Annotated in this window: 22 protein-coding genes; 8 read left to right on the forward strand and 14 right to left on the reverse strand. The window is 56.8% G+C overall.

Annotated elements, in window-relative coordinates:
• Positions 1-70: 70 nt before the first annotated feature.
• From ACK13D_RS07975 to ACK13D_RS08010, 8 genes are all read right to left on the reverse strand, one after another.
• Complete coding sequence (locus ACK13D_RS07975) at positions 71-355, reverse strand: YqjK-like family protein (protein ID WP_010256526.1); 285 nt, start codon at positions 353-355, stop codon at positions 71-73.
• On the reverse strand, positions 355-750 hold the full coding sequence (locus ACK13D_RS07980) for a phage holin family protein (RefSeq protein WP_010256529.1): 396 nt from the start codon (positions 748-750) through the stop codon (positions 355-357). Before ACK13D_RS07980 ends, ACK13D_RS07975 begins: the two co-directional genes overlap by 1 nt.
• Positions 751-752: 2 nt before the next feature.
• A complete protein-coding gene (locus ACK13D_RS07985) occupies positions 753-1,058 on the reverse strand; it encodes a DUF883 family protein (RefSeq protein ID WP_010256532.1) in 306 nt (101 codons plus the stop codon).
• Between the two features lie 35 nt (positions 1,059-1,093).
• Positions 1,094-1,468: a DUF1090 domain-containing protein gene (locus ACK13D_RS07990; protein ID WP_010256536.1), complete on the reverse strand. Its 375-nt coding sequence runs from the start codon at positions 1,466-1,468 to the stop codon at positions 1,094-1,096.
• A gap of 194 nt (positions 1,469-1,662) precedes the next feature.
• Positions 1,663-2,010, reverse strand: coding sequence for an EnvZ/OmpR regulon moderator MzrA (gene mzrA / locus ACK13D_RS07995; protein WP_010256540.1), 348 nt, complete (start codon positions 2,008-2,010; stop codon positions 1,663-1,665).
• On the reverse strand, positions 2,010-2,684 hold the full coding sequence (locus ACK13D_RS08000; protein ID WP_010699781.1) for a DedA family protein: 675 nt from the start codon (positions 2,682-2,684) through the stop codon (positions 2,010-2,012). The genes mzrA and ACK13D_RS08000 overlap by 1 nt, the downstream gene beginning before the upstream one ends.
• 324 nt (positions 2,685-3,008) lie before the next feature.
• Complete coding sequence (gene exuR / locus ACK13D_RS08005) at positions 3,009-3,785, reverse strand: transcriptional regulator ExuR (protein ID WP_022623920.1); 777 nt, start codon at positions 3,783-3,785, stop codon at positions 3,009-3,011.
• 86 nt (positions 3,786-3,871) lie between these two features.
• Positions 3,872-5,176, reverse strand: coding sequence for an MFS transporter (locus ACK13D_RS08010; RefSeq protein WP_010699779.1), 1,305 nt, complete (start codon positions 5,174-5,176; stop codon positions 3,872-3,874).
• A 399-nt stretch (positions 5,177-5,575) separates the two neighbouring features.
• On the opposite strand from ACK13D_RS08010, the gene uxaC reads away from it, so the two are divergent.
• From uxaC to ACK13D_RS08025, 3 genes are read left to right on the forward strand one after another with little or no spacing between them, the layout of a single operon-like run.
• The gene (gene uxaC / locus ACK13D_RS08015) at positions 5,576-6,991 is read left to right on the forward strand and encodes a glucuronate isomerase (RefSeq protein ID WP_010256553.1); all 1,416 of its coding nucleotides are present in this window, start codon (positions 5,576-5,578) and stop codon (positions 6,989-6,991) included.
• 2 nt (positions 6,992-6,993) lie between these two features.
• Positions 6,994-8,442, forward strand: coding sequence for a tagaturonate reductase (locus tag ACK13D_RS08020; RefSeq protein WP_050679851.1), 1,449 nt, complete (start codon positions 6,994-6,996; stop codon positions 8,440-8,442).
• 4 nt (positions 8,443-8,446) lie between these two features.
• Positions 8,447-9,937, forward strand: a complete 1,491-nt coding sequence (locus ACK13D_RS08025; protein ID WP_033780651.1) for a UxaA family hydrolase — start codon at positions 8,447-8,449, stop codon at positions 9,935-9,937.
• A 196-nt stretch (positions 9,938-10,133) separates the two neighbouring features.
• Here ACK13D_RS08025 and sstT read toward each other — a convergent pair whose 3' ends face one another.
• The 3 genes from sstT to ACK13D_RS08040 form a co-directional block, all read right to left on the reverse strand.
• A complete protein-coding gene (sstT, locus tag ACK13D_RS08030; protein WP_187505854.1) occupies positions 10,134-11,366 on the reverse strand; it encodes a serine/threonine transporter SstT in 1,233 nt (410 codons plus the stop codon).
• A gap of 235 nt (positions 11,367-11,601) precedes the next feature.
• Positions 11,602-12,570, reverse strand: a complete 969-nt coding sequence (locus ACK13D_RS08035) for a TerC family protein (RefSeq protein ID WP_010699777.1) — start codon at positions 12,568-12,570, stop codon at positions 11,602-11,604.
• A 257-nt stretch (positions 12,571-12,827) separates the two neighbouring features.
• On the reverse strand, positions 12,828-13,814 hold the full coding sequence (locus tag ACK13D_RS08040) for a Gfo/Idh/MocA family protein (protein WP_418796096.1): 987 nt from the start codon (positions 13,812-13,814) through the stop codon (positions 12,828-12,830).
• Positions 13,815-13,960: 146 nt separating this feature from the next.
• Here ACK13D_RS08040 and ACK13D_RS08045 point away from each other — a divergent pair, with 146 nt between their 5' ends.
• Positions 13,961-15,649: a chloride channel protein gene (locus tag ACK13D_RS08045; RefSeq protein ID WP_122889570.1), complete on the forward strand. Its 1,689-nt coding sequence runs from the start codon at positions 13,961-13,963 to the stop codon at positions 15,647-15,649.
• Here ACK13D_RS08045 and ACK13D_RS08050 read toward each other — a convergent pair.
• Positions 15,646-16,149 carry a M48 metallopeptidase family protein gene (locus tag ACK13D_RS08050; protein ID WP_010256568.1) on the reverse strand — a complete coding sequence of 168 codons (504 nt, stop codon included), beginning with the start codon at positions 16,147-16,149 and terminating at the stop codon, positions 15,646-15,648. The genes ACK13D_RS08045 and ACK13D_RS08050 overlap by 4 nt on opposite strands.
• Positions 16,150-16,232: 83 nt before the next feature.
• Here ACK13D_RS08050 and rlmG point away from each other — a divergent pair, with 83 nt between their 5' ends.
• Positions 16,233-17,351, forward strand: coding sequence for a 23S rRNA (guanine(1835)-N(2))-methyltransferase RlmG (rlmG, locus tag ACK13D_RS08055; protein WP_418796098.1), 1,119 nt, complete (start codon positions 16,233-16,235; stop codon positions 17,349-17,351).
• On the opposite strand, the gene ACK13D_RS08060 is transcribed toward rlmG, so the two are convergent.
• Both ACK13D_RS08060 and ACK13D_RS08065 read right to left on the reverse strand, forming a co-directional pair.
• Complete coding sequence (locus tag ACK13D_RS08060; RefSeq protein ID WP_418796099.1) at positions 17,352-19,370, reverse strand: oxidoreductase; 2,019 nt, start codon at positions 19,368-19,370, stop codon at positions 17,352-17,354.
• Between the two features lie 267 nt (positions 19,371-19,637).
• Complete coding sequence (locus tag ACK13D_RS08065; RefSeq protein ID WP_187495875.1) at positions 19,638-20,345, reverse strand: polyphenol oxidase family protein; 708 nt, start codon at positions 20,343-20,345, stop codon at positions 19,638-19,640.
• Between the two features lie 106 nt (positions 20,346-20,451).
• Between ACK13D_RS08065 and ACK13D_RS08070 the strand changes: the two genes are divergently transcribed.
• From ACK13D_RS08070 to ACK13D_RS08080, 3 genes are all read left to right on the forward strand, one after another.
• Positions 20,452-21,261 carry a 5'-nucleotidase, lipoprotein e(P4) family gene (locus tag ACK13D_RS08070; RefSeq protein ID WP_010699771.1) on the forward strand — a complete coding sequence of 270 codons (810 nt, stop codon included), beginning with the start codon at positions 20,452-20,454 and terminating at the stop codon, positions 21,259-21,261.
• A 580-nt stretch (positions 21,262-21,841) separates the two neighbouring features.
• Positions 21,842-22,477, forward strand: a complete 636-nt coding sequence (locus ACK13D_RS08075) for a carbonic anhydrase (RefSeq protein ID WP_029519418.1) — start codon at positions 21,842-21,844, stop codon at positions 22,475-22,477.
• Positions 22,474-23,949, forward strand: a complete 1,476-nt coding sequence (locus tag ACK13D_RS08080) for a SulP family inorganic anion transporter (protein ID WP_052271971.1) — start codon at positions 22,474-22,476, stop codon at positions 23,947-23,949. The genes ACK13D_RS08075 and ACK13D_RS08080 overlap by 4 nt, the downstream gene beginning before the upstream one ends.
• Positions 23,950-23,973 lie beyond the last annotated feature (24 nt).

Here is a 23,973-nt window from a genome sequence, read left to right on the forward strand (position 1 = left end):
ATACTGTCAGTGTTTTTCAGAAATTCTGATGAAGAAAAGCCGGCCTTTTCAGGACCGGCTTTTAGCAAAATTAACGCGGTGGCAGAGCGGACTTGATCATGCGCCAGGTACTCCAGGCGCCGAATCCCCGTTTTACCCAGCGTAACAGCATGTTGGGACTGCGAACGGAGTAGATAGCCAGCGCACTGCTGCCAATGGCCAGGTAGCGGCGTAAGCTGAGGAAGGTGAACCAGCCGCGATCGTAATGGGCGGTGCCTTCCAGCCAGTCACGCCGCGCAGCGCTTAAATCCAGCCGCTGCTGCTGCACATGCTTAAGCAGTTCATGGATGCGTTCTTCACGCTCGCGGCGGCTCATCAGCGCTGGTCCTCAAGTAAATCCCGGTCTGTTTCCAGCTCCTTGCGCGTGTGGCGCAACAGCGTGGACTGACGTGATTTGTGAAGCGTCCAGAGCCCCAGAATAACCGCCAGCAGTAGCAGCGTGCCGGTCGTGATGCCAATGGCCATCAGACGGTACTGCGCATCCACTGCCCAGATAATCAGAACCATCAGGCTCATCAGACCAAATGCAGTGAACAGCATTGTCAGGCCAACCATCAACAGCAGCTGAATCAGGTTAGCTTTCTCGTGCTCCAGTTCCACCACTGCCAGACGAACGCGTGTCTCGACCATGCCAACCAGCGTGGTAACAATGCGCTGGCCGATGTTAATGACCCCTTTAGCCGGGCCGTGGTTATGCTGTGAGTCAGCCATAATTATCGACGCGAAATGAGCATGCCCAGTGCGACGCCAATCGCTGCACCGATACCCACACCATGCCATGGATTTTCACGCACGTAGCCTTCGGCTTTTTGCGCCGCTTCGCGGGTGGTCGCAGCAATGCGCTCGCTTGATTCGCCCAGACGTTCACGTGAGCTATCCAGCGCCACACGCGCTTTATTGCGAAGTTTATCCAGCTCGCCTTTGGATTTTTCAGTGCTGCTGCTCAGCACCTCTTCCAGGGTATCGGCCAGGTTTTTCAGTTCAGCACGCAAATGTTCCGATGATGTGTCTTTAGACATAAAATACTCCTTTAACATCAGTTGGTTAGTTCCGATTAATAGGGCTCCGCCTGTAACTTTTTCAGCTCCCGGCGCGCTTCATCCAGTTTTTGTTGTCGCTTAGCAATCTTCTCCTTGTCATGGCCCTCTTCACGCTCTTCCCTGAGTGCGTGCTCACGCTCAGCAACTTTCTGCTTCTGAGCGTTAATTCTTTCCAGATGGGCGGCCTCGAGCTTTTTGTCGCTGCAATCGGCCCGGACTTCGGTCAGCGCGCGCTCCAGACCGTTAACCCGGCGCTGGTTGTTATGCTTCTGCGCCATCCCGATTTCACGCTGAATATCCTGCTCTTTCTGCTCACACAGCGATTCTGCCGCCAGCAGCGAACCCGACAGCGAAAACAGCGCGACTCCCAGTAATACTTGATATTTCATTGGTCCTGGACCCTTCCATTGCGACCTGATCCATCATCACCCGCGTAATCATATGGCTGCGGGTGCTAAGAATCGACTCTCGCTTAAGCATAGACACCCATAGTAAAAAGTTCAAAGAAGACCGGGAGATAGAGCGCCTTTCAGACCGCCGAGCGATGGCGCGACGGTCTGAAAAGGAGAGGGGAGTCGGGAGATTACGCCAGTGAGAGGTGCTGAGAGTGATCGTGCTGCGCCACAATAAAGCCCTGTGGCAGCAGACGGCGTAACACCTTCTGGGCCGCCAGGCTCTGCTCTTCGCTATCAAAATGGATGATCAGTGCATCACCCGCAGGCGTAATGCTTTTGATACGAATACCCTGCGCACTTAATTGCTGGTAGAGATAAAAACCATCGGGCAGGGTGGCGCCAGCATGGGAAACCCGAATCTGCACCACCGTCTCGTGCTTCATCAGACCGGGGACCACACAAAGCGCGACCAGCGCAAAAACGCCAGCGATCAACCACGGTAACCACCGTTTAGGAATAGCCTGCAGCAGTTTCATTACTCGGCTTTCCCGTTCTGATTCGCCTGACGCTTACGCCATATCACCACCAGCGATCCCACCAGACCAAACACCAGCAGCGCCAGCGGCAGCATCATCAGGAAGAACATCATCTCATCTTCATAACGACGGAAAATCGGGGTTTTACCCAGCGCGAAGCCGATAACGGTCAGAATCACTACCCACAGGAACGCACTTACCCAGTTGAAGAACTGAAAGCGAGCATTACTGAGGCCTGACAATCCGGCGATGGTAGGCAGCAGAGTACGCACAAACGCGATAAAGCGACCAATCAGCAGGGCAGATAAGCCGTGACGATGGAACATGCTGTGCGCGCGCAGATGATACTGGGCGGGAAGATGGGAGAGCCATTTCTGTACCGTGGGCGTGTTACCCAGCCAGCGGCCCTGTAAGTAGCTCACCCAGCAGCCAAGACTGGCACCGGTCGTTAACACCAGAATCGTCAGGGGGAAGCTCATGGTGCCTTTGGCAATCAGTACGCCGACCAGAATCAGCAGACTGTCACCCGGCAGAAATGCAGCGGGAAGAAGGCCATTTTCTAAAAACAAAATCATAAACAGCACGCCGTAAATGGCCCATACCAGCGTGGGATCGGAGAGGGTTTCGTAGTCCTGCTGCCAGAGGGCATGCAGCAACGATTGCAAAATATCCATCAATTCATTCCTGAACATCATTGTTAAACATGTCCCACAGGGACTTAAACGCAGACCGGCATTTCGTTATAAATTTTAGGAGCGCAGCCTGGGCGGGATTTTCCGGATCCTTCCAGAATTGATTGTTAAATCAGCGACTTTATAACCCCCAGTCGCAAAGGGTAATAAAAGGGCGATAACTGTAACAAAAATCGCCTGGCTGAGACAGGAAAACTCTCTGGCGAACAGGAGTTTTACCTTGTGAAACGGCGTGTAAAAAGGAGCTTTACATGACCTGACACTATTGCAGATTAACTGACCATCTCAGGGCATTTTCAGGCACTTTTAGCGGGCGTTATTGGACCCATCAGGCAGGATGACCGGATTCTCACCAAACATGTATCGATCCACGTTAAATTCAAAATCATCCGCCGTCGCGTTAAACAGCATCTGTTTAGTATTTTCCAGATGTTGCCACATCGCCAGTTTGCTGGCGGCGGGATCTTTGCGCATCAGAGCTTTAAGAATCTGATCGTGGTCGTCGCACCAGCTGAGAATGCTGCGCTGGTCGATGTGTTCGTGAAGTTTGAGCCAGTAGGGATTGTGCAGGCGATGCAGCCACATTTTTTCAACGATGGCGGCTAAAGCACTGTTCTGAGTGGATTGCGCGATACGTACATGAAACTGCATATCCCACTCGGAGTCGCGGAAGTGATCCTCCTGGCGGGCTTTTTCCTGAATCGCCATCAGGTCGATAATGTCCTGACGCGTTACCTGCGTTGCAGCGAACTCGGCCACATTACTCTCAATCAGCTGACGAGCCTGGAGCAGTTCGAAGGGGCCAAACGTGGCGAACTCCAGCTGACTGCTGGTGGAAGCGATGCGGTTCTGCTGCTGGCTGGCAATGACGTGGATGCCCGAGCCTTTGCGGACCTCAACATAGCCTTCAACTTCCAGCATGATGATCGCTTCACGTACGACGGTGCGGCTCACTTCCATCTCTTCGGCAATCAGGCGCTCAGCAGGCAGTTTGTCACCCACCGGATAGATCCCGGTTTCAATGCGGCTTTTCAGCTCGCTGGCCAGCTGTTGATAAAGTCGACGGGATTCAGTGAAGTCCATAGCACAATCCTGGTAGCAGACAGATAAGTTGTTATACCACTTCAGGAGGTGCGAGGAAATGGGCTGGCTTGCGCCAGCCCGGCAGATTAACTGCGAACGGCGCTGGCCTGCGGAATAACAGCTTCGGCATTCAGCTCTGAAATGGGTTTATTTTTCAGAACCGTCCAGATAACGACGGCGCCCAGCAGATCAAACACCGCCAGCGCGGCAAACAGCGGGCTGAAGCCCAGCGTATCGGCCAGTGCACCGACCACCAGCGCAAACATGGTGCTGGCGGTCCAGGCTGCCATGCCGGTCAGGCCGTTAGCCGTGGCAACTTCATTGCGGCCGAAAACGTCTGAGGAGAGGGTGATTAGCGCGCCAGAGAGGGCCTGATGCGCAAACCCGCCGATGCACAGCAGACCAATGGCGACGTAGGGGCTGGTGAACAGGCCGATGGTGCCCGGCGCAATCATTAACACCGCACCCATCGTCACGACCATCTTGCGGGAGACGATCAGGTTAACGCCGAACCAGCGCTGAAACAGCGGCGGCAGATAGCCACCGAGGATGCAGCCGAAGTCCGCGAACAGCATCGGCATCCAGGCGAACATCGCAATCTCTTTCAGATTGAAGCCGTATACCTTAAACATAAACAGCGGAATCCAGGCGTTGAACGTTCCCCAGGCCGGTTCTGCCAGAAAGCGCGGCAGGGCAATACCCCAGAACTGGCGGTTACGGATAATCTCCAGTGCTGACATTTTGCGGGTGTTGCCGGTCTGATGCTGCGCTTCCTGGCCGGAGATAATATAGTCGCGCTCTTCATCGCTCAGCTTCTTCTGCTGTTTCGGGTGCTTGTAAAACACCAGCCAGCTGAGTGCCCAGGCCATGCTCAGCACACCGGTCATGATAAATGCCATCTGCCAGCTGTGCGCCACAATCGCCCAGACCACCAGCGGCGGAGCCAGCATCGCACCGATAGACGAACCCACGTTAAAGTAGCCCACGGCGACCGAACGCTCTTTAGCCGGGAACCATTCGCTGCTCGCTTTCAGTCCGGCCGGGATCATCGCCGCTTCAGCCGCACCGACTGCGCCACGTGCCAGCGCCAGTCCGCCCCAGCTGCCCGCCATCGCGGTAGCGGCACAGAAAATCGCCCACATAATAGCAAACACCGCGTAGCCGACTTTGGTGCCGAGCAGATCCAGTACATAACCTGCCACCGGTTGCATCAGCGTGTAGCAGGCTGAATAGGCCGCAATTATGTAGGAGTACTGCTGCGTGGTGATATGCAGCTCTGACATTAATGTCGGGGCCGCCACGGCAATGGTGTTACGGGTCAGATACCCTAACACCGTACCGAGCGTCACCAGTCCAATCATGTACCAGCGTAACCCTTTGATCTTACGCATCCTCTACCTCTTCCAGTTCTGTATGCGGTCTTGCCGCTGTTGTTATCTGGAGCGGGACAGCACGTGATGCAGCTCTGCTCACGCCCGCAGGTTCTGTATGAGCAACCCTGTTATGACCTTGCCATTTGTGAGTCGCTAACGACCTCACGATGGGGCGAGAGCCTAACTTGTTATACAACTTTAAAAGTTGAGAGCCATCACAAAAACCCTTTCTGCACTGTGGGATACTGGAAACCTGCGTAATGACAGCCATTTAGCGCGATGCGGGCGACAAAAACGTCCATAACGGCAGCCAGCTACCGCCGTTTATGTGAGCAGGATCGCAAATAAATCCGTAACGGACTAAAATTGGTATGATAACTTTGGGCCATCCGTGGTTCAGTCGATGAGGAAGCATGTATGTCACGTTTCATGACCGAAGATTTTTTGCTGGATACCGAATTCGCCCGTCGTCTCTATCACGACTATGCAAAGGATCAGCCGATTTTCGACTATCACTGCCACTTGCCGCCGCAGCAGATTGCCGAAAATTATCGCTTCGCCAACCTTTATGACATCTGGCTGAAGGGCGATCACTATAAGTGGCGGGCCATGCGCGCCAACGGTGTGGCTGAGGCGTTCTGTACCGGTAACGCCAGCGATCGTGAAAAATTTGACGCCTGGGCGCGTACCGTGCCGCACACTATCGGCAACCCGCTCTATCACTGGACCCACCTGGAGTTACGCCGGCCTTTCGGTATTACCGATACGCTGCTTTCTGAGAAAACGGCTGACAGCATCTGGCATCGCTGCAATGAACTGCTGGCGCAGGATAGCTTTACCACGCGCGGCATCATGCAGCAGATGAAGGTGAAGATGGTGGGCACCACTGACGATCCGCTGGATGACCTGCGCCATCACCGCGCGCTGGCAGACGATGCCAGTTTCAGCGTTAAAGTGCTGCCGAGCTGGCGTCCGGACAAAGCGTTTAATATCGAAGCGGAAACCTTCCTGCCGTGGATCGAGACGCTGGAGCAGCTGACGGATATCAGCGTGCAGCGTTTTGACGATCTGCGCAGCGCACTGCATCAGCGGCTGGATCACTTCGCGGCGCACGGCTGTAAAGTCTCCGATCACGCGCTGGATGTGGTCTGCTACGCCGAGGCGGATGACGCCACGCTGGATGCGATTCTGGCGCGTCGTCGCAGCGGTGCCGCGCCCAACCCGCAGGAAACGGCACAGTTTAAAACGGCGGTGCTGGTCTGGCTGGGCAGCGAATATGCCCGCCGTGGCTGGGTGCAGCAGTATCACATTGGCGCACTGCGCAACACCAATCCGCGCCAGTACCAGCTGCTGGGGCCTGATGTCGGCTTCGATTCGATCAACGACCAGCCGCTGGCCGAACCGCTGGCACGCCTGCTGGGCGCGCAGAATCTCAATAATGCGCTGCCTAAAACCATTCTCTACTGCCTGAACCCGCGCGACAACGAAGTGCTGGCCACCATGGCGGGCAACTTCCAGGGCGAAGGTCAGGCGGGCAAGATGCAATTCGGTTCAGCCTGGTGGTTCAACGACCAGCTGGATGGTATGCAGCGTCAGATGACGCAGCTGGCGCAGATTGGTCTGCTGAGCCGTTTCGTCGGCATGCTGACCGATAGCCGCAGCTTCCTCTCCTACACCCGCCACGAATATTTCCGCCGGCTGCTGTGCCAGATGATAGGCCGCTGGGTGGAGCAGGGTGAAGCGCCAGCCGATGAAGCACTGTTAGGTCAGATGGTACAGAACATCTGCTTCAACAATGCCCGCGATTACTTCGGCATCGAGCTGGGAGCCTGATAATGAAAAGGCTAAACCGTCACGACTTTCCGGGCGCCGTCTATCGCGACCGGGTGATCCAGTTCGGCGAAGGCAACTTCCTGCGCGCCTTTATTGACTGGCAGATCGACTGGCTTAATGAACATCAGGGCACCGATGCCGGGATCGTAGTGGTGCGGCCGCGCAACCGTGAAGTCAGCGACAGCCTGAATCAGCAGGATGGACTCTATACCACACTGATCCGCGGGCTGAACGATCAGGGCGAGCAGGTCAGCGAAACCCGGCTGATCCGCAGTCTCAACCGTGAAATCCAGCCCTGGCAGCAGTTCGGCGAGTTTATGGCGCTGGCCCGTAATCCGGATCTGCGCATGGTCTTCTCCAATACCACCGAAGCGGGCATCGCCTTTGTCGGCACGGATCAGCTTACCGATCAGCCTGCCAGCAGTTTCCCTGGCAAACTGACGCAGCTGCTGTGGGCGCGCTATTCCCACTTCAATGGCGCCAGCGACCGGGGCTGGCTGGTGGTGCCGTGCGAGCTGATTGACCATAACGGCGACACGCTGCGCGATCTGGTGCTGCGCTACGCCGATCAGTGGCATCTGCCCTCCGAATTTAAAACCTGGGTTCATCAGCACTGCGCGTTCTATAACACCCTGGTCGACCGCATCGTCACCGGCTTCCCGGCGGAAAGCGAGCAGCTACAACGCGAGCTGGGTTATGAAGATCGCTATCTGGTGGCGGGCGAAGTCTACTATCAGTTTGTGATTCAGGGGCCGTCGGCGCTGTTTAATGAACTGAAGCTGGCGGCGCTGTCGCCGCAGGTTCGGCATGTGGATGACATTGCGCCCTATAAAGCGCAAAAAGTGGCCATTCTCAATGGCGCGCACACTGCAATGGTACCGGTCGCGTTTCTGGCCGGTATTGAGAGTGTGGGAGAGGCGATGGCCGATCCGGCTATCGCCGGATTTGTGGATAACCTGCTGCGTCACGAAGTGATCCCGACGCTGGATCTGCCTGCCGATGAACTGCACGCGTTTGCCGATGCGGTACAGCGTCGTTTCCGCAATCCGTTTATTCGCCACGCGCTGCTGTCGATTGCCCTTAATGGCATGACCAAATTCCGCACCCGTCTGCTGACCCCACTCCTTGCCGCGCATCAGCAAACCGGCGAGTGGCCGACACACATCACCTTTGCGCTGGCCGCGCTGATCGCTTTTTATCGCGGCGAGTCAGCCGGCAAAAGCTGGCCATTGCAGGACGAGCCGCAGTGGTTACAGCGCTACGCCGACGCCTGGAAAGCACTTGATGCGGATCAGCTGTCACCGCAACAGCTGGTGAACGGCGTACTCAGCGACGCGCAACACTGGGGTGAAGATTTAACCCGTCAGCCCGGACTGGCTGCGGCTGTCACCCAACACCTGCAAAATATCATCGCCCACGGAATGCGTGAGGCGCTGAGCCAACTGAGATAACGCTATGCAAGACGCAATTAAAATTGATCCCCGCGACAATGTCGCCGTGGCGTTACGTGATTTAGACGCGGGCGCCATGATAGAGCTGCCGCCACTGCGTGTGGCGGTGCAACAGGCGGTCGGACGCGGGCATAAATTTGCCCTGCAGCCTATCGCGCAGGATGAGCTGGTGATCAAATATGGGCTGCCGATTGCCCATGCCACGCAGCCTGTGGCCGCCGGTGAGTTAATCCATTCGCAGAACGCCCGCACCAATCTCAGCGATCTGGATCAATATGCGTATCAGCCCGAGTTTGTGACGCTGCCGCCGCAGCCGGGTGACCGTGAGGTGCAGATCTATCGTCGTGCTAACGGCGAGGTCGGCATCCGCAATGAGCTGTGGATCCTGCCGACCGTCGGCTGCGTCAACGGCATTGCGCGTCAGATCCTGCAGCGTTTCCTGAAAGAGACGCAGGAGGCAGAAGATATCGATGGCGCGTTCCTGTTCAGCCATACCTTCGGTTGTTCGCAGCTGGGGCAGGATCACGAAAACACCCGCACCATGCTGCAGAACATGGTGCGCCATCCTAATGCTGGCGCGGTGCTGGTGATTGGTCTCGGCTGCGAAAACAATCAGGTTGATGCCTTCCGTGACACCCTCGGCGCGTTTGAAAGCGACCGGGTCGAGTTTATGGTGTGCCAGCAGCATGACGATGAGGTGGAAGCCGGGCTGGAGCGGCTGCACGCATTGTATGAAAAAATGCGTCACGACCAGCGCGAGCCGGGCAAACTCAGCGAGCTGAAGTTTGGTCTGGAGTGCGGCGGTTCGGATGGTTTGTCTGGCATCACCGCCAATCCGTTGCTGGGACGTTTCTCGGACCAGATGATCGCCAATGGCGGCACGACCGTACTGACCGAAGTGCCGGAAATGTTTGGCGCAGAGCGGATTCTGATGAGTCGCTGTCGCGACGAGGAGACCTTCAGCAAAACGGTGGCGATGATCAACGATTTCAAACAGTATTTTATCGATCACCAGCAGCCGATCTACGAAAACCCGTCACCAGGCAACAAAGCGGGCGGTATCACCACGCTGGAGGAGAAGTCGCTAGGCTGTACTCAGAAAGCGGGGCAGAGCCAGGTGGTCGATGTGCTGAAGTATGGCGAACGGTTAAAAACGCCGGGGCTGAATCTGCTGAGTGCGCCGGGCAATGATGCGGTCGCCACCAGTGCGCTGGCAGGTGCCGGTTGCCACATGGTGCTGTTCAGTACCGGACGCGGCACACCTTATGGCGGTTTTGTGCCGACGGTGAAGCTGGCCACCAATACGCCGCTGGCGGAGAAGAAACCGCACTGGATCGACTTTAATGCCGGACGGTTGATCGAGGGAATGAGTATGGATGCGATGCTGGAAGACTTTGTCGACAGCATTGTGGCGATTGCCAGCGGTCAGCCGACCAACAACGAGAAGAACGATTTCCGCGAGCTGGCGATTTTCAAAAGCGGTGTAACGCTATAGTTTGTCAGGCAAACAATGGCGATCCTGATGTTGTTATTACCGTCGGTTAATCCTGTGCCCTTCGTGGGTGGCAGAGTCCGATCGCAAAGTCGCTTAAAGCATCCCTGCTCGCTCGGCCCGCGCCTTCCCTGGCGCGGGACGCTTTGCTCTTCGGACTCTGCCACCCACTCTTTGAGCTTTTGAGCTATCTGAAAGGTTAAGCCCGACTGGTTTCGCGCTCCGCTTCAGCCTGACAGACGGCGGCGGTAAACAGAATATCGGTTGAGGAGTTCAGCGCGGTTTCCGCCGAATCCTGCAGGACGCCGATAATAAAGCCGACCGCCACCACCTGCATTGCCAGATCATTCGGAATGCCGAACATGTTACAGGCCACCGGGATCAGCAGCAGCGAACCGCCCGCCACGCCAGATGCACCACAGGCACAGAGTGACGCCACCAGACTCAGCAGAATCGCCGTCGGCACATCAATGCTGATCCCCAGCGTATGCACCGCCGCCAGCGTCAGCACGGTAATGGTAATCGACGCCCCCGCCATACTGATAGTTGCGCCCAGCGGAATCGACACCGAATAGGTATCCTCATCCAGATCCAGACGTTTCGCCAGCGCCATATTCACCGGAATGTTGGCGGCAGAACTGCGGGTAAAGAAGGCGGTCACGCCGCTTTCGCGCAGGCAGGTGAAGACCAGTGGATAGGGGTTGCGACGGATTTTATAGAACACCAGCAGCGGGTTCACCACCAGCGCCATCAGCAGCATACAGCCGATCAGTAGCGCCAGCAGATGCGCATATTGCCACAGCGCGCCAAAGCCGGTAGACGCGAGGATCGAGGCCACCAGACCGAAAATACCAATCGGCGCGCAGCGAATCACGCAGCGTACCAGCCACGTCACCGCATGAGAGGCATCATTGAGAAAGGCGCGGGTAGTGTCACTGCTGTGACGGAAAGCCAGCCCGAGACCAATGGCCCACACCAGAATGCCGATGTAGTTGGCGTTCATCAGGGCCGTGATTGGATTCGACACCATGCTCATCAGCAGTCCGCGTAGCACTTCGGTAATGCCGGAAGGCGGAACGATTTCCGTGGTGCCCACCGCCAGGGTCAGCGTCTGCGGGATCAGATGGCTGAAGACCACCGCGACCACCGCCGCGAAAAAGGTGCTCAGCAGATAAAGCATAATAATCGGCCGGATATTGCTCTTCTGGCCCTGCTGGTGGTTGGCAATCGAGGCGATCACCAGCATCAGTACCAGCAATGGCGCGACTGCTTTCAGCGCACTGACAAACAGTTCACCCAGCAGACCGACCGCGATAGCGGCATCGTGTGAAATCCAGGCGAGCGCCACACCGGCGATCAGCCCAATCATGATTTGCTTCACCAGGCTTCCGGCGAGCAGCGTGCCCAGACGTGCGGAGAGAGTTTTCTGCATAATATTTTCTATATTTTGTCGCGGATGTAGTTTCAGACGCGATGTTTTGCATCGGCTAAAACGGTTTGCCCGGCGGAGTATAAGGAAAAGATCGGACGAGAAAAGAGAAAGTTCTGTCACTGTGGAGCAGGTCAGATTTTTATTATGCTGGATAGTGGAAGTGTGACAGAGGGATGAAATGGCGTGACAGGCTGCCACAAAATAAAACAGGGGCATCGGCTGCCCCTGCAGGTAATTATGGTGCGAGCTTTTTCTGGTCTCTTTTGCGGTTAACCCAGGCATTAATCAGCAGGGTTGATGCCAGAATGGCACCGACCACACCCAGCGAGATACCGACCGGGATATGGTAGAGGTCGACAATCAGCATCTTAAAGCCGATGAACACCAGCACAATCGCCAGGCCATACTTCAGCATCGAGAACCGTTCCGCCACGTTTGCCAGCAGGAAGTACATGGCACGCAAACCCAGGATAGCGAACAGGTTTGAGGTCAGTACGATAAACGGGTCAGTGGTCACGGCGAAGATCGCCGGGATACTGTCGACCGCAAAGATCACGTCGCTGATTTCCACCATGATCAGCACCAGCAGCAGTGGCGTCGCAAACAGCACGCCGTTTTTGCGGGTGAAGAACTTCTCGCCGTCGAGATCGTCAGTCATGCGCAGATGCTTACGCAGCCAGCGCACCACAGGTTTTTCGCCCACCGCGCTGTCATCCTCTTTCGCCAGCGCCATTTTCACACCGGTGAACAGCAGGAAGGCACCGAACACATAGAGGATCCAGCTGAACTGCGTGACCAGCCAGCTACCGGCGAAGATCATGATGGTACGCAGCACGATAGCGCCTAATACCCCATAGATCAGCACCCGGCGCTGCAGATTGGCCGGAATAGAGAAGTAACTGAACAGCATCAGCCAGACGAAAACGTTATCCACCGCCAGCGCTTTTTCCAGCACGTAACCGGTCAGGAAGGCGAGCGTCTGCGTGTTAGCGACTTCACGTCCCGCGCTGCCCTCCAGATACCACCAGAAGGCGGCGCTGAACAGCAGTGAGACTGAAACCCAGATCAGCGACCAGACGGCCGCCTGTTTGAAAGACATGGTCTGCGCGCCACGGCGTCCCTGCAACAGCAGGTCGATAGCCAGCATGATAAGCACCACAACCGCAAAGCTGCCCCACAGTAAAGGCGTACCCACAGTTTGCATATTCGTATCCTGTCCGAAAAATAAAAAAAAACGGCTGAAGTCAGAAGACGTCAGCCGCTTATTTTTGTGTAAGCAAACCTCGCCTTCCGGCAAGGTCTCACTTACAACACAGAAATTGATTCCGGGTTGCCTGATGACCGGATGCTTTCGCATCGTAATGACGATCAATCAGCTTACAAGTTACTCCCCTTTGCAGGAGGGTAAGTTACGGTTTAGCCGCACAGGAAGCAACACCTCTCAGACATATTTAGAAATATTTACACAGCAGCCTGGTCGGCCGGGAAGATCACGCCGGTCTGGCGGCGTATCTCAGTCAGCAGCGATGCAGTAATCCGCGAAACCTCAAGCGAAGGGTGGTCCACCTGGCGCTGCTCAACCAGCCGGGCAAAAGCGGCGGCTTCATACAGCATGGTGTTGATATGCTGCGGCTGGCTCAGCGTCTGCTTTTCCGCGCCCCGCGGCACAAAAGTCAGCTGCTGGCACTCCGATAACTTCTCTATCACCAGCGCGCCCGCTTCACCCTGAATCTCGCTGGGGAGGCTGGAATCACTCACCTTCGAATGCAGAATCGTCACATCGAAATCACCGTAACTCAGCACCACCACGCCGTGCGCGTCCACGCCGCTCGCAAGCAAAGTCGCCCTGGCCTGCACGCGATCTGGCTCGCCCCACAGCGTCACTGCCGAGGCCAGGCAGTAATAACCGATATCCATAATTGAGCCATTCGACCAGCGCGGATCAAAGGTATTGGGGTTCTCACCGTTGAGATAGCGCGGGTAGCGTGAGGAGTACTGGCAGTAATTCAGCAGCGCTTTTCGCAGTTTACCCACGTCAGGCAGTGCCTGCTGCAGCCGCAGGAAATTAGGCAGGCTGGCAGTTTTAAACGCCTCAAACAGCACCACCTGATGCTCACGGGCGCAGGCGATCATTTGTTCCACTTCTGCCAGATTAGAGGCCAGCGGTTTTTCGCAAATCACATGCTTGCCGTGCGACATAAACAGCAGCGCCTGCTGACAGTGCAGTGCGTTGGGGCTGGCCAGATAGACCGCATCGATCTCCGGGCTGGCGGCCAGCGTTTCCAGTGAGGTAAAGGTCTGTTTGCAGGGATAATCGGCGATAAAGGCCTCAGCCTGCTGCTGACTGCGTGAATAGACCGCACAGAGCTTCATCGCTCCGGTTTCATGAGCGGCATCAATAAACTGGCGTGTAATCCAGTTTGTTCCCACAATGGCAAAACGAATCACGTCATCTCTCCGGCAGCTGTAAAGCGGCAGAGTAACATCTCACCCACGCTGTGCAATGGTGCCGGGCGGGCAGGGATTGATCCTGCGATCCGCATTCCAATAATATGCGGAAGCGATGATGTTTATGTACCAACCAGGGAGCGCAGGTGAAAGCAAGTAAGCACGCATTAAACTGGACCACACTTCTGATCGCCATTCCGGTCGGGTGTGCGGCGTCGCTGGTGACGCTGGCTTTCCGCGGCGTGATTGAACTGATCAACCATCTGCTGTTTGCCCGCAGTGGCGAAATAACCGAATCCCTGCATCTCTGGCCGTGGATCTTCTGGCCGCTGCTGGTGGGGGCGGGCGGCGTTCTGGCGGGCTATTTTCTGCGTTATGCCGTTGCCATTGAGCAGCAGCAGACGGTGAAAACGGATTACCTTGAAGTGATCAACGCCCGGCTCGATGCGGTGCCGACCCGGACCTCACTGTTCCGTGCCTTATCGTCGATTGCCAGTATCGGCAGCGGCGCGTCGATAGGTAAAGAGGGGCCGATGGTGCAGCTCTCGGCACTATGCGGCAGTGCGATTGGTCGCCTGTTACCGGCCTCACTTAACCTGAAAAACAGTGACGTGGTGGCGATGGCGGCGGCGGCGGGCCTCGCGTCGGTTTACCATGCGCCGCTGGCGTCGGCGATTTTTGTGGCGGAAATCGCCTTCGGCATTTCTGCGTTGCAGCGGCTGATCCCCCTGATCATCGCTGCCGCCACGGCGGTGATGACCATGTGGACGCTGGGTTTTCGCAGCGCGCTCTATCCGCTGGCAGACGCGAACTTCGCCATGGATCTCAGCAGCCTGCTGATGACGGTGGTGATTGGTCTGTGCGCCGGTCTGGCGGGCTGGATCGTGATTAAATGCATCGCCCGCAGCAAAGTGCTGTTCAGCCGGGTCGCCTCCCTGCCGCTGCGCCTCGGAGCGGGCGGCTTTGCGGTCGGCTTACTGGCGCTGATCTCCACTGATATCCTCGGCAACGGCTACGAGGTGATCGTCAAAGTGATGGCCGGGCACTACCTGCTGCCGGGTCTGCTGCTGTTGCTGGTGCTGAAAACCCTCGCTACCAGCCTGTCGGTAGGGTCGAACGCCGTCGGCGGACTCTTTACCCCTTCGCTGCTGATTGGCGCGCTGCTGGGGGTGATCATCGCGACGATGGGGGCGGCGTTGCATCTGCCGCTCGGCAATGTGCTGCTCTATGCCGCGATTGGTATGGCGGCGGTGCTGGCGGCGGTCAGTCAGGCGCCATTGATGGCGATGCTGATGGTGCTGGAGATGACGCTCAACAGCAGCCTGCTGTTTCCGCTGATGATCGCCACGGTGCTGGCGTCGATGGTGGTCTATCGCCTGCAATCCGCCAGTACTTATCCGGTCGTGAGTCATCACTTCAGCCGTTCAGAAGCGAAATATGATTTCGATAACATGCGCATTGCCGAGCTGATTATTGCGGGTGCGGCGTTGCAGCCGGAGGAGTCGGTGGGGCAGGCGCTGGCGGTCAGCTCCCTGAAGCGCGAACGCTATGTTTATGTGATCAACGCCGCGGGCGCTTTCCTCGGTGTGGTCTCGATTCATGAAATTTCGCGCCGGGTGCTGGCCCAGGAGATCACCCTCGACTCACCGGTGCAGTGCGTGATGGATCAGGATTTCCCCGTGGTGTATCAGAATCAGAGTATGCGTGAGGGATGGGAAGCCTTTGCGGCGGTGACGCTGGAGCGGTTGCCTGTGCTCAACAATCCGCAAGAACGGCGCTTTCTGGGGGCGCTGACCAAAACCAGCCTGATTCAGAAAGCGCAGGAGTTTCTTTAAGCCGCGTTGCCGCGCATCGCCTGGTCCGTCATCCACAGTCGCGCATCAAATTCGAGCTGGTGATAATCCGGCTCCATATGGCAGCAGAGCTGGTAGAACGCCTTATCGTGATCTTTCTCTTTAAGGTGTGCCAGCTCATGCACCACGATCATCCGCAGAAACGGCTCTGGCGCGAGGCGGAAAAAGGTCGAGATACGGATTTCCGCTTTCGCCTTAAGCTTACCGCCCTGAATCCGCGAGATGGCAGTGTGCAGCCCGAGTGCATGCTTCATCACCTTAATCTTGTTATCCCACATCACTTTGCTGATCGGCGGCGCATTGCGCATATAGCGATTTTTCAGCGCCTGCGTGTAGTCATACAGCGCTTTATCACTCATCACGTCGTGGGTGTCGGGATAACGTTCCTGCAGGAACGCACCTAAGCGCTGATGGGCGATCAATGACTGAACCTGCTCAAGAAGGGGGGCAGGATAACCCTGAAGGTAGATCAGTGAGGACATTAGGGATTCCAGGCGAAAGACAGTATACTGCGCCCCCGATTTTGGGGCGAAAATCAACCAAAGTGTACCACGCCGGAGAATTCATGAGCCAACTTGAACTGAACGATCGCACACTGATCCTGCATCGCTTCCCGCAGATGCGTGACGAAAGTCCATTACAAGCCTGGGATGCGGCTGATGAATATCTGTTACAGCAGGCGCTGCCAGAGGGGCCGGTGCTGGTCTTCAACGACAGTTTCGGGGCCTTAACCTGCGCCCTGAATTCGCGTACCGTCTGGCACGTCAGCGACTCCTGGCTGAGCCAGCAGGCCGCCCGTCAGAACCTGACCTTTAATGGGCTGGATGACAGCGACGTTCACTTTGTTGATAGCCTGGCTGAACTGCCTGCTTCACCTGCGGCTGTGCTGATCAAGGTGCCTAAAACCCTGGCGCTGCTGGAGCACCAGCTGCGCGCCATTCGCGAAGTCGTCACGCCTGATACGGTGATTCTGGCGGCGGCGCGCGCCAAAGAGATCCATAACTCTACGCTGCAGCTGTTCGAACAGATCATTGGTGAAACCAAAACCTCACTGGCGTGGAAAAAAGCGCGTCTGATCTACAGCCAGTTCAGCAAGCCTGAACTGCGTGAGGCCACGCCGACGCTGGTCTGGCCGCTGGATGGTACCCCGTATCAGATTCACAACTACGCCAACGTCTTCTCGCGCGCTTCGCTGGATATCGGCGCACGGCTCTTTGTGCAGCATCTGCCGGAAAACATTGAGGGCGAGATTGTCGATCTCGGCTGTGGTAACGGCGTGGTGGGACTGGTGGCGCTGGAGCAGAACCCGCAGGCCGAGGTGCATTTCCTTGATGAGTCTTACATGGCGGTCGCCTCCAGTCAGCTTAACGTGGAAGTGAACCGTCCTGAGGATCTGTCACGCTGTCAGTTCCTGGTGAACAACGTGCTGAGCGGCTATCCGTCAGATCGGCTGCACGCGGTGCTGTGCAACCCGCCGTTCCACCAGCAGCACGCGGTGACCGATCACCTGGCATGGCAGATGTTCCGCGATGCCAAACGCTGCCTTCAGTATGGCGGCGAGTTGCGCATTGTCGGCAACCGCCACCTCGATTATCACCCCAAGCTGAAGAAGCTGTTTGGTAACTGTACGCTGATCGCCTCTAACCAGAAGTTCGTGGTGCTGCGCGCGGTGAAAATGCGCTAGTCAGACGGTTAATGCCAGCTGCGTCGCCTGCGCAATCGCACGGCGCGCATCCAGCTCCTGCGCCACATCCGCACCGCCGATGACTGTCACCCTCTGTCCTTTTGCACGCAGCGCGTCTTCCAGTTCGCGCTGCGGCTCCTGTCCGGCACAGATAATCACGTTATCGACCTCCAGCAACAGCGTTTCGCCGTTGCGCCGCAGATGCAGGCCTCTGTCATCAATCGCCAGATACTCAACGCCGCCCCACATCTCAACGCCCTGCGCCTGCAGACTGGCGCGATGGATCCAGCCGGTGGTTTTTGCCAGCCCGGCACCCGGTTTTCCCGATCGGCGTTGCAGCAGCCAGATTTGCCGTAACGCAGCAGGCGGCTCGGGTTTCATCACGCCGCCACGCTGCGTCAGGCTGTGGTCGATGCCCCATTCGGCATAAAACGCCGCCAGATCTTCGTCATGGGATGGCTGTGACAGATACTCCGCCACATCAAAGCCAATACCGCCTGCGCCGATAATCGCCACCCGTTTCCCCACCGGGCGCTTATCGCGCAGCACCTCCAGATAGCTCAGCACGCTGGGGTGGTCGATGCCCGGAATATCGGGCGTACGCGGCTGAATGCCGGTCGCCAGCACCACTTCATCGGCGTCACTCAGCTGATCCGCCGTCACCCGCCAGCCCGTCTGAACCGTCACGCCTGCGGCTGCCAGCTCATGCCGGAAATAGCGCAGCGTTTCGCTGAACTCCGATTTGCCAGGGATCAGCCGGGCAATATTGAACTGGCCGCCTATCTCCGGCGCGGCCTCATAGAGTGTTACCTGATGACCGCGCTGCGCCGCCTGCAGCGCAAACGCCATTCCGGCCGGACCGGCACCCACTACGGCCAGCCTGCGCGGGGCGGTGCTGGCGATGACCGGCATCAGCGACTCATGGCAGGCGCGCGGATTGACCAGGCAGGAGGTGATTTTACCGGCGAACACCTGATCGAGGCAGGCCTGATTACAGGCAATGCAGGTGTTGATGCTGTCCGGTTCACCGCGCTGTGCTTTAGTGACAAAGGCGGGATCGGCGAGAAAAGGGCGCGCCATCGACACCATATCGGCGCAGCCGGACTGCAACAGCTGCTCGGCAACAGCGGGATGGTTGATGCGATTGGTAGCGATGACCGGCACCTTCACCTGTTCACGCAGGCGCTGCGTCACCCACGCAAAGGCCGCACGCGGCACGCAGGTGGCGATGGTCGGGATGCGCGCCTCATGCCAGCCAATACCGGTATTAAACAGCGTGACGCCGCACTGCTCCAGTTCGCCCGCCAGCAACAGCGTCTCCTCCAGCGTGCTGCCCTCTTCGATCAGGTCGAGCATCGACAACCGGAAGATGATGATAAAGGCGTCACCGGTCGCGGCGCGAACGGCGCGGGTAATCGCCAGCGCGAACTGCATCCGCTGCCGGAAGTCGCCGCCCCAGCGGTCGGTGCGCTGATTGGTGTGCTTCACCAGAAACTGATTAATCAGGTAGCCTTCGGAACCCATGATCTCCACGCCATCGTAGCCCGCCTGCTGTGCCAGTCGGGCGCAGCGGGCAAAGTCCTCAATGGTCTGTTCAATCGCCGCCTCGCTCATCGCCTGTGGCGTAAACGGATTAATCGGCGCCTGGCGTGCTGAGGGCGCAACCAGATCGGGCTGATAGCTGTAACGACCGGTATGCAGGATCTGCAGGGCGATTTTGCCCTGATGCTGATGTACTGCCTCCGTGATCTGCCGGTGCCAGTCACATTGCGTCTCGTCGGTGAGCATCGCGCCATGCGCGGTGGTGACACCCTGGGCATTGGGGGCGATGCCGCCGGTGACGATCAGCGCGACACCTTCACGCGCCCGCTCGCCATAGAAAGCCGCCAGCCGGGCTGCACCATCCGGGTGCTCTTCCAGTCCGGTGTGCATTGACCCCATCAGAAAGCGGTTTTTCAGTCGGGTAAAGCCAAGGTCCAGCGGCGTAAACAGCGCAGGATAGTCAGGATTGACGGACATGATAGTCACTCACGGTAAAGTGGTCGGATGAGTTCACTCTAGCCACTTCTGCGTTAAAAAAAAGTGAAAGAATGTCAGGGTGTGAGTGAAATCATAAACAACGGCAGGGGAGTGAGGTGAGTAACAAAGAGTGGGCGGAGCTAGCCCGTGCCTTGCGCAAAGAAGTTAAGACCGCCATCCGTGGCCCGCGTAGCTTTGCGACAGGCGTCAGCGCCCGTCGCTGTTCAGGTTCCGCTACATGCTGTCAGCGCGGTGCCAGAAAACCCATTAACGTCGACGGATCCACGAATAGCGGGAGTGATAGCCGCTGCCGTGGTGGGTATTGAAGCGGTAGCTTGAACCGCTTTCGGCCATGCAGTAGGTGCAGACATTGACGTTATCGATCTGCGCAGCCGGCACACCCGCCTGCACCAGTAAATGCGTTGCCAGCGCAGGCAGATCGAACCAGACACCCTGCTGGCGGGCAGCGGCCTGTGGACGTTGCGCCAGAGGATTAACCGGCTGGTTCTGGTGCCAGCGCAGCCCGCTGGCCAATGCCGGGTTCTGCGCAATCTCCGCCAGCTGCGGTTCGGCCAGTTCATAACAGCAGGGGCCCATCGCCGGACCGATCGCCACCATCAGGTTCTGCGGCTCACAGCCCTGCTCGCACAGTTTTTCAACCGCGCGGGTCAGCACACCCGCCAGCGTACCTTTGAGTCCGGCATGAACCGCGGCCACGATCCGCTGCTGGCGATCGGCGAACAGCACTGGCAGGCAGTCGGCGGTGTAGACCGCCACCGGGCGCGTCCCGCTGCTAATCACGCCATCAGACTCGCAGCTTTTGGGTGGGATGTTCTCGATATCGGTGACCACGGTCGCGCTGTGGCGCTGATGTCCATAGGCTGCATCAGCGGGTGGGGGCTCACCGGCTGGCTGAAACGCATATTCGAGCCACTCCAGCGAATCGAGCAATGGCGAGCGCGGGATCACGGCCATAGGAATCTCCTGTTATAACAGCGTGCGTTGGGCTGCCCACAGCTTACGTTAACTGCTACATTTTTGAAGCTTCTCCTCAGACCTTTCTCACCTTAAGGATGAAATGATGAAAACCTCCGCAAAACTGGCTGCATCCGGACTGGTCGCGCTGCTGCTTACCGGCTGCGCCTCGTCGACACATCAGACCGCGCAACAGCAACTCGGCCAGCAATCGGTGCTGGCGGTAAACTGGTTCCAGCAGTCTGGTGAATATCAGGCGCTGACCTGGCAGGCATTTAATACCGCGCGTATGGCGTTTGATCAGGCCCCCTCGCTGACTGGCAAACCCAAAGCGGTGATTGTCGATCTGGATGAGACGATGCTGGATAACAGTGCCTACAGCGCGTGGCAGGCGAAGAACGGCCAGCCGTTCAGCAGCAAAACCTGGTCAGCCTGGACACAGGCGCGGCAGGCGAAAGCGGTGCCGGGCGCGATAGAGTTTGCGCGTCATGTCACACAGAATGGCGGCACGCTGTTCTATGTGTCGAACCGCGATCAGAAAGATTACGCGGCCACGGTCGCTAACATGCAGCAGCTCGGCTTCCCCAACGTCAGCGATAAAACGGTACGTCTGAATACTGACAGCTCCAATAAGCAGGCGCGTTTCGATGCCATTAAAAATGCCGGCTATAACGTGGTGCTCTACGTTGGCGATAACCTCAACGATTTTGGTGGCGCGACCTGGCATCAGGGTAATCAGACGCGTCGTGATTTTGTGAATCTTAACCATCAGCAGTTTGGAACGCAGTTCATCGTGCTGCCGAATCCGCTCTACGGCGACTGGGAGAGCGGAATGGCGGAAAACTACAATAAACTGACACCGGAACAGCAGCTGTCAGTGCGGGAATCGCGGCTGCAAAGCTGGAACGGTAAATAATTCGTCAAGAAAAAGAGCCTGACCGTGTCAGGCTCTGTTAAAACATGGTCCTGATTTACTTTCTCCCGTCACTATTTTGCTGCAAATTAAATTAATTATCTCTTGCTTCATTCTTATCTAAAATCAGGCATATCTGACTGGCTATCAGCAATTAAGCCGGTTGATCGTGCTAATGGTTAATTTTTTAATTAAGAGTATTCCTGGTAAAAAGCAGGCCGGTTGGTATGGCAGTGAATATCCCCTTGGTTAATGATTGTATTTTTTTGTCAGCAGTAACTTTAGTTTATTATATTTTATATTTTAATTTATTGATATTGTTGATTTTAAATTTATAAACGCTAATTATCCCACTTCTCTTCTGCTTAATTAAATTTACTTAACCCTGACTCTTACTGACGCCGGATTGACAAATAGCATGATGTTAAAGTGCTGTGAAATATTGCTCGTGCATTGGCAATGGTTAGCGGCTATAACCTTTTTCTGTGACTTAGTTCTTATTTACCTGGCGGCTCACGCTTTATTTGTGAGCCGATACACTTTGTGGTTAGCCAGGATGCGACATCCCGGTAGTAGAGAGAAGATGATTGTGACGACACTTAAACCCTTATTAGCGAAAAATCGCAGTTGGGCATTACAGCGCCGCCAGCGTAATCCAGACTACTTTAAAAAATTCCTTCATCAGCAAAAGCCGCACTCACTCTGGATAGGTTGTTCTGATAGTCGCGTTCCGGCAGAAGTCTTAACCGGCTCCCATCCTGGCGAACTCTTTGTGCATCGTAATATCGCCAACATGGTGATTGAGGACGATGACAATTTACTGAGCGTGCTGCAATACGCGCTCTTCTTTCTCGGTGTGAAACGCATTGTATTAAGCGGCCACTATGGCTGCGGTGGGGTGGAAGCCGCGCAGAATCTGCCGGGCAGCGTGCTGGACGGGCAGGAGAGCGCGCTGGCGAGACGCATTCAGACGTTGCGTCATGATATTCAGCATGGCCTGGCGGAAAGCCCCCCTTCAGACGCGGAGCCGGGTGAACAGCTCGATCGGCTGGTTGAGGCCAACGTTAAGGCGCAATTCGCCAGACTGGTGAAATCTGAACCGGTCCGGCAAATCTGGCAATCGGGCCAGGAACTGGAGGTGTTTGGTTGTGTGTATGACCTGCGCTCCGGCCATCTTAAAGAGCTGATTCATCAATCTGCAGAGGAACCTTCATTATGAACCTCGATACCCTGCGTCGTGATATTCCTGCGGGTCTGGTGGTGTTTCTGGTCGCCTTACCGCTCTGTCTTGGCATCGCACAGGCCAGCGGATTACCGCCGTTTGCCGGTCTGCTGACCGGTGTGATTGGCGGCCTGGTGGTCACATCACTGAGTCCGTCCCGGTTTGCCGTCAGCGGCCCGGCGGCAGGCCTTGTCACCATCGTCGTCGCCTCAATGGCGTCTCTGGGCAGTTTTTCCGCCTTTCTCACCGCGCTGATTATCGCCGGAGCACTGCAATGTCTGTTTGGCCTGCTGCGTGCCGGACGGTTTATTTCGCTGGTGCCGGGCAGCGTCATCAAAGGGATGCTGGCGGCGATCGGTTTGCTGCTGATCATGCAGCAGATCCCGGTGGCGCTGGGAGCCGCGGGCGATGCGGAGCTGGTTTCACTGGTGACCGGTGAGATGACCTTCTCGCTGCCTGCGGTAGCGGTAGCGGGTGTCGGCCTGGCCATTTTATGTCTCTGGACTACCGCACCGGTGAAGCGGATCAAAGCGCTGGCCTGGATCCCTGGGCCGCTGATTGCCGTGCTGATAGGCTGCCTTGCTACCGTCTTGGGTGGACGGCTGTTCCCGGAGATGACCAGCGGTCTGGCGCGTATTTCGTTGCCCGCTTTTGACAGCATTTCCGCGCTGGTAGCAGAGCTGGAAACGCCCGACTGGATGGCCTGGCAGAATCCGCAGGTCTGGGTTGTTGCGGTAACCTTAGCCCTGGTCGCCAGTCTGGAAACGCTGCTGAGTCAGGAGGCGCTGAAAAAACTGCGTCCTCAGACGCCCGCGCCATCGCCTAACAAAGAGATGTTCGCGCAGGGCATCGGTAACCTGGCAGCCGGTTTTCTTGGCGCGATGCCGATAACGGCGGTGATCGTGCGCAGTTCGGTTAACGTCAGTGCGGGCGCGCAGACCAAACTGTCGATCTTCATTCACGGTGTGCTGCTGCTGATTTGCGGTATGTGGTTCAGTGAGATGCTGAACGCCATTCCGCTGGCCAGCCTCGCTGCCGTGCTGCTCTATACCGGCTACAAGCTGGCGACACCCAAACTGTTTATTGAGCAGTTCCGGATGGGCGCCCAGCAGTACGTGCCGTTTCTGGCCACCATCGTCGGTATTATCACGCTGGGCATGCTGGTCGGGATTGGTATCGGCATCGCCACGCAGATCCTCTATAGCATCTATAAGAGCCATCGCAACGCGCTGCAGCTCACCCGCTATGACGACCACTACGTGCTGCGCTTTCAGCAGAACCTGACCTTTATGCACAATCCAAAGCTGCAGGGATTGCTGGATGAGATCCCGGAGAACAGCGTAGTCATCGTCGATAACGACAATGCGGAGTATATCGATCCCGACGTCAAAGCGGTGCTGAAAGATTTTGGCGATAACGCCGACAAACGCGGCATTCGCCTGAGTCAGTGGCCGGTTGCCGTAAAATAGCGTTTAGCGCAACGGTAAAGTCGT

The sequence above is a fragment of the Pantoea sp. K16 genome (assembly GCF_048452805.1).
Lineage (GTDB): Bacteria > Pseudomonadota > Gammaproteobacteria > Enterobacterales > Enterobacteriaceae > Pantoea > Pantoea agglomerans.